Annotated in this window: 9 protein-coding genes; 3 read left to right on the top strand and 6 right to left on the bottom strand. The window is 42.1% G+C overall.

Going from position 1 to position 11,688, the window contains the following annotated elements:
* Nucleotides 1-6: 6 nt before the first annotated feature.
* Entirely contained in the window at nt 7-921 is a 915-nt protein-coding gene (locus I1A42_RS21510) for a LysR substrate-binding domain-containing protein (RefSeq protein ID WP_161157880.1), read from the bottom strand.
* A gap of 109 nt (nt 922-1,030) precedes the next feature.
* Here I1A42_RS21510 and I1A42_RS21505 point away from each other — a divergent pair, with 109 nt between their 5' ends.
* Nucleotides 1,031-3,025, top strand: coding sequence for a CocE/NonD family hydrolase (locus tag I1A42_RS21505; RefSeq protein ID WP_196124922.1), 1,995 nt, complete (start codon nt 1,031-1,033; stop codon nt 3,023-3,025).
* A gap of 23 nt (nt 3,026-3,048) precedes the next feature.
* Nucleotides 3,049-4,590 carry a BCCT family transporter gene (locus I1A42_RS21500; protein ID WP_161157878.1) on the top strand — a complete coding sequence of 514 codons (1,542 nt, stop codon included), beginning with the start codon at nt 3,049-3,051 and terminating at the stop codon, nt 4,588-4,590.
* A gap of 42 nt (nt 4,591-4,632) precedes the next feature.
* On the opposite strand, the gene I1A42_RS21495 is transcribed toward I1A42_RS21500, so the two are convergent.
* Together I1A42_RS21495 and I1A42_RS21490 are read right to left on the bottom strand one after the other, a co-directional pair.
* A complete protein-coding gene (locus I1A42_RS21495; RefSeq protein ID WP_161157877.1) occupies nt 4,633-5,121 on the bottom strand; it encodes a GNAT family N-acetyltransferase in 489 nt (162 codons plus the stop codon).
* Nucleotides 5,122-5,142: 21 nt separating this feature from the next.
* Nucleotides 5,143-5,859 carry a DUF554 domain-containing protein gene (locus I1A42_RS21490; protein WP_196124920.1) on the bottom strand — a complete coding sequence of 239 codons (717 nt, stop codon included), beginning with the start codon at nt 5,857-5,859 and terminating at the stop codon, nt 5,143-5,145.
* A 394-nt stretch (nt 5,860-6,253) separates the two neighbouring features.
* On the opposite strand from I1A42_RS21490, the gene dalD reads away from it, so the two are divergent.
* Nucleotides 6,254-7,627 carry a D-arabinitol 4-dehydrogenase gene (dalD, locus tag I1A42_RS21485; RefSeq protein ID WP_161157875.1) on the top strand — a complete coding sequence of 458 codons (1,374 nt, stop codon included), beginning with the start codon at nt 6,254-6,256 and terminating at the stop codon, nt 7,625-7,627.
* Nucleotides 7,628-7,878: 251 nt separating this feature from the next.
* On the opposite strand, the gene I1A42_RS21480 is transcribed toward dalD, so the two are convergent.
* The 3 genes from I1A42_RS21480 to I1A42_RS21470 all read right to left on the bottom strand — a co-directional run bounded on the left by I1A42_RS21480 (nt 7,879) and on the right by I1A42_RS21470 (nt 11,578).
* On the bottom strand, nt 7,879-8,409 hold the full coding sequence (locus I1A42_RS21480) for an MltR family transcriptional regulator (protein WP_161157874.1): 531 nt from the start codon (nt 8,407-8,409) through the stop codon (nt 7,879-7,881).
* A gap of 60 nt (nt 8,410-8,469) precedes the next feature.
* A complete protein-coding gene (locus I1A42_RS21475) occupies nt 8,470-9,615 on the bottom strand; it encodes a mannitol-1-phosphate 5-dehydrogenase (RefSeq protein WP_196124918.1) in 1,146 nt (381 codons plus the stop codon).
* Between the two features lie 100 nt (nt 9,616-9,715).
* Nucleotides 9,716-11,578 (bottom strand): PTS mannitol transporter subunit IICBA, encoded by a 1,863-nt coding sequence (locus I1A42_RS21470; RefSeq protein WP_408063544.1) that lies wholly within the window; start codon nt 11,576-11,578, stop codon nt 9,716-9,718.
* Nucleotides 11,579-11,688: the final 110 nt, after the last annotated feature.

The raw sequence follows: 11,688 nt of genomic DNA, 5'->3' as shown, positions 1-11,688 counted from the left end.
CGTGAATTATCCCGATACTTTTAACTGTTCCATTACCCAGCGAATAAATCGCTGAGCACTTTTCCTGTTTGCATTATCTGAACAAGATAGAAAGAAGGCATTGTTGTAACACTCAAGTGGTGGCGTTAAGGCGATCAGCTGCTCGCTTTCCAATAGTTGTTCAATATGCCAATCCCAAGCAAGCGCAATACCCGCGTCGTTAAGCGCTGCTTGGATAACGGCAATTTGATCTTCCATTACCATCATATTGGTCGGCGTGCGGTAGGTTTTACCACTGCGCTGCGCCCACGATTGCCAATTCTCCCAAAATTCGGGTGCATCTCTTAGGCCTAATAGAGGCTGATCCCAAAGTGTCGTTAAATCGCGACAATCTGGGCGCTTTTCCAAGAAACCTGGGCTACACACGAGCAACATTCGTTCGTCAAAAAGTAAATAATTTTCTTTTTGAACTGAATCGATAGGGGCGTAATAAAAGGCTACGTCGTAGGGAGCAATCGCATTTTCTGCAATATTTCGCTCATTATTGATCGAAATATTCAGGGTGACTTCTGGGTAGCGGGAACGAAAATCATCTAAACGAGGAATAAGCCAGAAATGGGAAAAACAGGTCCCAATTTCTAGGTTTAATGGGATTGGTTGACCTTGTTTTTGTAACGATGTACTCGCTTCTGCCAGAGTATTTAACGCTTGTGAAACATGAACTAAATATTCATTTCCCTCGGTTGTCAGTTCTAAACCGGTTTTCTTTCGGTAAAACAGCTGAGTGTCTAAAAAAGCTTCTAATTGTTTGATCTGTTTTGCCACAGCCGTTGGTGTGACGCATAACTCATTGGCTGCATTTGTAAATGTGCCTAGACGAGCCGATGCTTCAAAAAGGATAAGGCCACTAAGGGATGGAATGGTCTTGTTATTAATCGGCATAGGTTGTCCTGAACTTTTAGTTCAGACTACCTTAACAAAATGGCGTTTTACATACAAATTCACCCCTCTAATATAAAAACTACATTCTCAAAAGATTGGACGGTTAACTATGCATAAAATTCAAGAAATCCACCACGCGATGCTTCCACTTCCTGATGGAACACGGCTCGCATACCGTGCATGGATGCCTGAAAATGCGAATACTCAACCGGTTCCAGCTATTCTAGAGTTTCTTCCTTATCGCAAAAACGATGGTACTGTCGTTCGTGATGAGATCACCATGCCGCAAACGGCCGCTCACGGCTATGCATGTATTCGCGTCGATTTACGTGGGTGTGGTGAATCTGAAGGTCATCTAGTCGATGAATATAGCGCACAGGAACTGCAAGATGGCACTGATGTTATCGCTTGGATTGCGAATCAACCATGGTGTGACGGTAATGTCGGTATGGTGGGCATCTCTTGGGGGGGCTTCAACTCACTGCAAATTGCTGCTTTAAACCCACCACAATTAAAAGCCATTATCACTCAATGTTCGACGGATGACCGTTATCGCGATGATATTCATTTCATGGGTGGGTGTTTGCTTAATGACAATTTAGATTGGGCATCATTCTTCTGGGCCTATGCGCAAGGTCGTGCACCCGATAAAGCTCTCGTTGGTGAGCAGTGGAAAGAGCAGTGGTTAGATCGATTAAACACGATGCCGTTTCTTGCTAAACCTTGGTTAACAGAGCAGTTACGTCAAGACTACTGGAAACATGCATCTATCTGTGAAGATTACTCAGATATTAAAATACCTGTGTATGCCATGAGTGGTTGGGCCGATAATTACCGTAATACGGTATTTAGCTTATTACGTCACTTAGATGTACCGCGCAAAGGACTTGTCGGCCCATGGGCACATAAGTATCCCAATATTGCATATCCAAATCCGAAAATGGATTATGTCAAAGAATCAGTACGTTGGTGGGATCGTTGGCTAAAAGGCATCGAAAATGGCATTGATGATGAGCCACAGTTGACCTACTACCTGCAAGACAGTGTACGTCCACAGACTGACTACGATGTTCGCCCAGGTCAATGGATCAGTGAACCGTGCTGGCCATCACCGCAAACAGTGACAAAATCCTTCTTCCTTGATGATGGTCGCTTGGTGGCTGAATTAAATCCTCACGCACCGCAACAGTCAATTTGCTCTCCTCATTCTACAGGGCTCAATGGCGGACGTTTGTGTGTCGGCATTCGTCAAGATATGGAGCAACCTGCTGACCAACGTGCTGATGACGCAGGCTCCGTCACTTTTGATACGGCGCCTTTGCAAGAGGACCTAGCATTAGCGGGTCAGGTACTGGCCAATCTTACCATTCAAAGTGACAAGCCAACGGCGCAATTGGCGGTTCGAGTGTGTGATGTTCATCCTGATGGTGCATCCACTCGTATCAGTGTTGGTACCTGGAACCTAAACCATCGCGACAATCATTCTCGATTTGAGCGACTTGAAGCCGGTAAATCGTATCAGGTGACGGTGCCGATAAATCACGTCGCCTATAAAATTCCAGCAGGTCACCTATTACGCATTTCTATTTCGACAGCCTATTGGCCACTTGTTTGGCCATCGCAAGATCATCCAACAGTAACGATTGATCCCGCAACCAGTGTCATTGAAGTTCCAACTCGTGACTCTTGGACAACAGAAGTAGAACCCCCTGCTTATGATAAATCTGTTAGTTATGACGGTGAAAGTTTGCGAGACTATGACAGTCAGCGCATCGTTCATCACGATTACAAGACAGGAAAAATTTGTTTAGAAACGATTGATGATTTCGGTCGTCAACATTTCAATTCTTGTAATACCGATATTGATCTGCGCATGAAGCAGTATCAAACCATCCATCCTGAGGATCCATTAACCGCTGAATCGGAGCTCTTTTATGAGCTAGATATGGGGCGTGACGGCTGGTGGACTGGTTTGAAGGCGCATTATCACATGACATGTGATTACGACTTTTTCTATATCACAGCGAAATGGCAAGCCTTGGAAGGCGAGACAGTGATTTTTGAAAAAGAGTTTGAAGAAAAAATCGAACGAACGGGCGTGTGATTCAATTTATTAAGGGACTAATTATGTTTAAAAATATTCGACCATTAGTATTTTTCCCAACTTTTATTATTTTGGTTGGGGCTTTGGTCTTTAGTTTGGTCAATCTTGATCAATTCTTACATTACACAGGTGTTGCCAATAGCTTTGTGTTAAATCACTTCTCTTGGCTATTTAGTTTGGGCAGTTTTTACCTACTCGTGTTAGTTGGGGTAACTTACTGCTCAAAATTAGGTAATATCCGCATTGGTGGTGAAGATGCTAAACCACACGTGAGCAAGCTCCGTTGGTTTATGATCGTGTTATGTACCACGCTTGCGGTCGGTGTGTTGTTTTGGACAACGGCTGAACCTTTATATCATTTACATACGCCGCCAAAGAGTTTGCATATTAAGCCGGATAGCCCTGATGCCATTTTGTTTGCTTTCTCGGCCATGTTCCTTCACTGGGGGCCCACACCTTACGCGATTTATGCGATTCCAGCGCTTATCTTTGGTTTAGCGTTTTATAACTTAAAAATGCCGTATTCGATCAGTAGCTCTTTGAAACCGGTATTAGGAAAATGGGTATCGGGTAAAAAAGGCGATGTTATTGACGCATTAGCGCTGTACTCTCTGGTCGTGGGAATGGCTTCTTCGTTAGGGACAGGTGCGTTAACTCTCGTCGGTGGGGTTAGCCAATTTATTCCTATTGAACGAAATGCTCTCACCTTAGGGATTACCATTGCTGCGATCGTTGCTGTATTTGTTTTCTCAGCCGCGCGCGGTTTGATCAAAGGCATTGCCCGTCTTTCAATGGTCAACTTCTGGTTATTGATTGCTCTCTTTGTCTTTGTTCTTGTGCTGGGACCGACTCAATATATTTTGAATATTGGTGTTGAAGGGGTAGGGGCTTATCTAGAAAACTTCTTCCGCCTCAGTCTATTTACTGGTCAAGCTGCTCATGATAACTGGCCACATTCGTGGAGCGTGTTCTATTGGGCTGTCTGGTTTGCATGGGCACCGATTACCGCAATGTTCCTCGGTAAAATTGCGCGAGGTTATACCGTGCGCGAATTTATTATGGTGAACGTGATATTCCCAAGCCTATTTGTACTGCTCTGGATTGCAGTCTTCTCTGGTACTGCGATCTTTATGGACCAAAGTTCTGGGGGAGAATTGTACTCAATCTTGAATAATGGTGGTATTGAGCAGTTGCTTTACCATATCTTTGGTGAACTCCCTCTTGGCTTATTGACTACCTTTATTCTGGTATTTGTGGCGTTTGTTTCTTATGTAACTGCGGCAGATTCTAGTACGGATGCGATTGGTGACTTGTGTATGAAAGATTTTAATGCTGATTCTAATGACACCCGTGGTATTGGCGTCAAAGTATTATGGGGCATTATTATCGGATTAGTGGCTTGGATTATGGTGAGCACGGTTGGCGTGAAGGGAATTAAATCGTTATCCAACCTCGGTGGGTTACCCGCCACTCTCATTATTCTTGGATGTAGTGCGACATTAATTAAGTGGATTAAAAAACCTGAATTATTAGATCGTCCCGAAATGAAAGCGGATAAAAAATAATTATTAAATAGGCAGAGGTTAATCACTCTGCCTATTTTTTTATCAAAAATTCAGTAACATATCATTCCACACAGCACCACCGTGCGTTGAGTCCGAGACTCCCTGACATACAAAGCCATGCTGTTCATAAAAGCCAACCAATTTATCTTTACAAGTGAGTACGAGGCCTTTTACGCCACGTTCCTTACTAACCGTAATAAAGTGTTCAAGTAATTGATGTGCTAGACCTTGATGTTGAAAATCCGGTGCGATCACTAAGCCAAATACGGTTTGATAAGCCCCCTCTTTTAAGTGCTGGTGCTCATCTTCATATAAGATGTCAGGCAGCTCTGGCGCGCTATAGCGGCAGCCATTAATTTGGCCTACGATCTGATTATTTTTCTCGAGAACAAAAAAACATTCCGGAAACGCGTTAAAGCGGCGTTGAAAAATTGGCAGTGTCGCGGCTTCTTCTACTGGGAATCCTTGTGATTCAATTTCAGCAATACGTTCGATATCGAGTGAGGTTGCAAGACGGATAGTGGTCGGCATAAACGTTCCTTGTAGAAATAGTTAAGCTGCAAATTCTAACCATGTGGCAGAAATTGGCATAGCGATAATGAGCGAGGGTAACAGGTTCGCGAGGGGAAAGTTGATACTGCCACAAATGCGAAATCCGGTAGCAAAAACTAATAACCCACCAACAGCAGAAAAATCAGCAATCATTGTTGGCGTAGTTAACGGCATGATGGCATTCGCGGAAAAATACAAGATCACTTGTACGAGTGTTTGCGGAATGGCTAATGTCGCGACCGGTAAACCTAAAGTGATGGCAAATATGGCCGCGGTAAAGAAATCGAGAAACGATTTAACAATTAATAGGGAAGGATCGCCTGTCATCCCTTCATTCATTGACCCAAAAATACCCGTACCGCTAACGCAAAAGAGAATCAAAATGGAGATAAAGCGGTCCATATAGGCGTTCTGTTCCATCGAACTATTCGGGGGAGAAACAAAACGTGTGATTAGCGATTTCAGTATGTTGGCGACACGTTTTATGTTTTCTTCTAAATGAATGAGTTCGCCAATAATGGCACCAAGAATAAGTGATAAAACCACCGCGGGCAGCAGTTTTACTTTGATCGCCATAGATAGCCCAATCCCCATTGATGCTAAACCGAATACCATTGGCATTCTTTCCTTCATCGAGTTAGATATTTTGTTACCAAATAGCGTACCCAATAAACTGCCACAAATGATGGCGGATGCATTGACCAATGGTCCTATCATTATGATTATTTCCTTGAATTTTAAGATGTTGAGATGATGCCTAGGCAAGTTGTCCGGTAAAGTCAGATAAAACTGGGAGATATCGACCGATATATTGTGAACTAAATCTCATATTTTGGCAATATTAGGAAGTTACGCATATAAAATTATCTTATTGATAATCCTATTGATTTTTGAATGTGGTGCTGGCTTAAAACGATGTTGTCAAATGTCAAACAAATGAGCGATAGCTTGATTTAAACGAGATGAAATGGGTCAGTAATCACAAATGGGGGCATTTATTTTCTAGTTAATTAATTGTTTTTATTAGTGTGAGTACAAACCCATTTTACGAATAGGGCATTTTGTAGCATCAGGATGTGAATCAGAGTGAATAACAAGAAGGATAACAACAATGAGTACTCCCTACACCTGGCTTCATATTGGCCTTGGATCGTTTCATCGCGCTCACCAAGCGTGGTACTTTAATCAACTTATGCGTAATGGTGACCATAGCTGGCAGATAGCGGCAGGTAATATTCGTAATGACAGTGAAGCAACAATCGAAACATTGCAACGGCAACACGGTGAATATGTACTTGAAACCGTGACGCCACGCGGCCATCGGCATCACGAGTTGATCAAATCGATAAAAAAATTGATTCCATGGCAAGCCGATTTGGCTCCACTGATTTCATGTGGTGCAGAACCTAATACAAAAGTTATCGCGTTTACAGTCACAGAATCTGGGTACTATTTAGACACCGAGTTTAATCTGCAAATAAACAACCCAGACATCAAGCAAGATCTGCAAGGTGGTAACCAAACGATTTATGGGACCATTAGTAAAATATTAGAGCAGCGTATCGAACAGCAAGCAGGGCCTGTAACTCTGCTAAGTTGTGATAATGTGCGCCATAATGGACAACGTTTTCGTGATGGACTGATAGAATTTCTGAACCTTACACACAATGCAAAAGTGTTGGGCTGGCTTGCTGATAACGTCAGTTTTCCTAATAGTATGGTCGATCGTATTACACCAAAACCTGAGCCTAATTTAACCGACCGAGTGTTGGACAAAACGGGCGTTCACGATGGTGCTCCTGTGATGGGAGAATCGTTTATTCAATGGGTATTGGAAGATAACTTTATTGCTGGCAGGCCAAAATTGGAAGAAGTGGGGGTTGAATTGGTGGCGTCAGTTGATCCTTATGAAGAAGCGAAAATTCGGATCCTGAATGTTTCTCATGCAGGAATTGCTTGGACTGGTGCGCTGATTGGTCAAAAATACATTCACGAAAGTACCCAAACCGGATTCATTCGTGAAATTGTGTATAAATACATTACCCGCGATGTTATTCCTTGTCTTTCTCAACATCAAAACGATATCGATTTTTATCAATATCGAGATGTGGTTCTCGATCGTTTTACCAATGAACATATTAAAGACACGATTCAACGCGTCTCTGGCGATGGTTTCTCTAAAATTCCCGCTATGATTACGCCAACTCTAGTGGAATCGTATGCACAAGGTAGGGTGCCAAAAGCGACTGCATCGCTACCCGCCATTTTCTATGTGTTTATGCAAGAGTGGCACATAGGCCGGTTAGCCTTCGATTATTATGATGGGATTTTAGATAGTGCATCGGTTCATCAAATGTACGAAGCGGATGACCCTATTCACCTCTATGCATCTAATCAATCTTTGTTTGGGGAGTTGGCGCAGAAACCAGAATTTGAAGCGCTGTTGCGTAATCGTATTGAAGCGGTATACGCATTATTAAGTTAGTAAAGAAACAGGGAGCCTTTGCTCCCTGTTACTCGTTACACGCATATAGTTAGAGTTAAACCCCGATAAAAGCTCAGCTTTAGTTACGGTGTCACTATAATCTTCATGCCCCAAGCCGGTAAAGAGACCTGAGAGTTTTGTGCGATGGATTGTTGAGTAAAGTTTGAGTAACTCCATCCAATCACATGCTTACGTAACCAATTTTTAAGCATGTGATGTTTATTCATAAGATGACTTGAACAATAGGGAAATTAGAAAGGGCTTTCAATGTTGAGGTTATTACAGATCTCAATCACAACAAGAGCGAGACTAGAGCGAATCATTTGTTGTCTGCGTTGAACTTGCAGTTGATAAAATTCTAAGTCGATTTCTCCTTCAACGTCTTGTAATTCGAATGGAGGAAGAGGTAACTGTTTAATGGCGTTTATTGTTGTGATTGCATTGGTGACTTTAGTGTCAGTAAATTCATGTTCTAAGCCATCGGCATTTAACTGATTTTTAAGTTTAATAATCGTTTCGATATCGTGAAATACGCTATCGCTTACCACACCAAGACCGTAGAGCAACTTTAACCTAACTTGAACATCACCTAGTGGACCTGAGTCATGCAATAAAGGTCCTACAACAGATTGAACAGCGAAGTTATCCTTGAGGAAAATACGTTGCATTAGGGATTCAACGGCTTCTGCGATGATTTCGCTGGCCGCGATAAAAAAGCCTCTTACTGACGGTGTAAGATTCAGTCTTTCAATTATTTCTGATTCGTTAATTTGTTTTACCATTTACGGATCTAGTTATCTTAACAGCGAGAGGGCACATTGTGCCCTCTAAAAAATGAATGACTAAAGCTGATTGTAGTTGGCTTCAACTTTCGCCACTTCTGTACTTTGAACATCCAGACCAGTGTACTTAGACAGCGTTTCTTTAACACCTACAGCTTGAATGGATTCTTGCAGTTCTACTGCTTGAGGGTCATCTGCGTTTGTATATTTTAAAGCTGCAGCGACACCGGACAATAGGGCATCATTTTCAGTGCCATACTCAATGGTACCCAGTAACGGCTTAATTAAACGGTCGTTAGCGCCCAATTTTCTTAGTGGTTGTCTGCCAACACGATCAACTTCATCAACTAAATATGGATTCGCAAAGCGGCCGAGAATTTTATCAATATACGCAGCATGTGCATTCCGATCAAAACCATAACGGCGAATTAATACTTCACCACTTTCTTGCATTGTTCGTTTCACTTGTGCGCAAATTATATCATTTTCAATCGCTTCTCGGATAGTTTTAAATCCATTTAGACAACCCAAATAAGCAGTGACACAGTGACCTGTATTCAAAGTGAATAATTTACGTTCGACAAAAGCCATTAAATTATCAGTCTTTTCCATTCCCGGTATATTAGGAATCTCACCCTTAAACTGGGTTTCATCAACGATCCATTCACTAAAACTTTCCACAGTGACGTCGAGAATATTGTCAGAAGCTTCGGCTGGCGGGACGATTCTGTCGACAGCTGAGTCAACAAACCCAATATATTTATTAGCTTTTTCTACTATTTCAGGTTTTAGATATTTAAATACTTCCTCTTTGAGGTGAGATGTACCTCTGACCATGTTTTCACACGCAATAATATTTAAAAATTTGGTATTGTTGTTTTCAAGACGTGTTTCAATACCATTAGCAATTGTTTTCGCAATAATATCAAGTACGTTAGGACCTACCGCTGTAGTAATAATATCCGTGGTAGTAATCTCTTTAATAATATCTTCACCAATAGAGCTAATTGCAGTGACATTAGTGACATCATGTAATTCACAATTTTCACCAACAACTTTAACTTGATATTGATTGTCTGCTTTTAACTTATTTACAACATCATTATTAACATCCGCAAATGTAACATGTATGCCTGCATCTGCTAATAATTTACCAATAAAGCCACGACCAATATTCCCTGCACCAAAATGAATTGCATTACTCATAATAATTTACCTAACTAAAATTTTAAATAAAGCGGGTGCTAAGGTCAGACTGGGGGAGACTGACCTTATTTAATAACGACTCAGGAGCTAATGAGAAAAGTTATGCTGCTTGATTACCCGCAAGAATTTCTAGCACATCACTGACACTTGTAGTGGATGTCAGCTTTTGTATGGCTTCATCATCATCAAGTGCATTGGTAATCATGGTAATTACCTGAATGTGTTCGTCATTTTTTGCCGCGATACCGATGACTAGTTTGGCAATGCCATCATCTTCATCGTTAAAACGGACGCCGTCAGGATATTGGCATATTACGATACCAGTCGTGATAACACTTTCTTTCGCTTCAATTGTGCCGTGAGGCACAGCAATGGATTCTCCAAGGTAAGTAGATACCATTTTTTCACGTTCAAACATGGCATCAACATAGGAAGGTTGTACATAACCAAGTTCAACCAGTTTATTCCCAGCAAAACGGATGGCTTCTTCTTTATCACTTGCTGAAAGACCAAGGCAGACGTTTTTTGCTTCAATTTTGAATACTGATGGTTGTTCAGTAGGTTGCGCTGCAGATTGTTCTACTGTGTTGGTAGAGTCTGATTCTTTACTTTGTAGTTGGTTCACTAGGTTGTCATATAACGATGCGTCGAGGAAGTTCGTTAATGATATATGCAGTGCATTTGGCACTTGGTGTCGAGCTCTATCTGTGAGGTCTTTGTGAGTGATAACAATATCGACATCATCAGGTAAGTTATTAATAGCAAGGTTTGTTACGCTAATGTCCATGCCTGCAGATTGCACTTTCTTACGCAGCATGCTTGCGCCCATCGCACTAGAGCCCATACCTGCATCACAGGCAACAATGATTTTTGCTACGCTTGCCAGGTCAGCAACGTTTACCGCGCCAGTTTGTGTTGATTGGCCTTTCGCTGTTGCTTTCATTCCTTTCATTTGCGCGTTTGCTTTTTCTAAGCTGTCTTCACCATCGTCTTCTTCTGTTTGTTTTTGTAATTTCATTAGAATCGAAGCCACAACAAACGATACAACGGTTGCGCCAGCAACAGCACATAGTACACCCACAACTGAATCTTTCGGTGTCATTAGTAATACGGCAAAGATAGAACCTGGTGAAGCTGGAGATACGAGACCAGCGTGGAACATCGTTAATGTAAATACACCGGTAATACCGCCGGCCATTGCCGCGAGTATGAGACGTGGGTTCATCAGGATGTAAGGGAAATAGATTTCGTGAATACCGCCAAAGAAGTGGATAATCGATGCCCCACCTGCTGTTTGACGTGCTGTGCCTTTACCAAAGACCATGTACGCTAACAAAATACCAAGACCAGGACCTGGGTTTGCTTCAATTAAGAAGAAAATGGATTCACCAACTTCTTTTGATTGCTGAATTCCGAGTGGTGTAAAGATACCGTGGTTAATGGCGTTATTTAAGAACAATACTTTAGCGGGTTCTACGAAGATCGACGTTAAAGGAAGTAGGTTAGCACTCACTAAAAAGTCAACGCCAGATGCTAGTGCGGTAGAAAGGGTTTTTACAAATGGACCAATCAGCATATAGGCGATTAGAGCACAGATCATGCCGATAATACCTGCTGAGAAGTTGTTGACTAGCATTTCAAAACCGCTTTTGACTTTTCCGTCTACGCGTTTATCAAATGCTTTAATAGCCCAACCACCGAAAGGACCGACAATCATCGCCCCTAAAAACATCGGAATATCTGAACCGACAATAACACCCATTGTTGTGATAGCACCAACCACGGCACCACGTTCGCCACCGACTAGTTTACCACCGGTATAACCAATAAGAAGTGGCAGTAAGTAAGTGATCATTGGTCCAACCAAACTTGCTAAATTGGCGTTTGGTATCCACCCTGTTGGTATGAAAAGAGCTGTGATAATACCCCACGCGATAAATGCGCCTATATTTGGCATTACCATATTTGACAAGAAGCGGCCAAAATTCTGTACCTTGACCTTAGCATCTGGTGATATCATAAGAGTCCCCGTTCGATATTCCGATGATTAATTGTTGTAGTAACGGTCCTGAG

This window comes from Vibrio nitrifigilis, assembly GCF_015686695.1.
GTDB lineage: Bacteria > Pseudomonadota > Gammaproteobacteria > Enterobacterales > Vibrionaceae > Vibrio > Vibrio nitrifigilis.
This window is presented reverse-complemented; position numbering and strand designations above follow the sequence as displayed.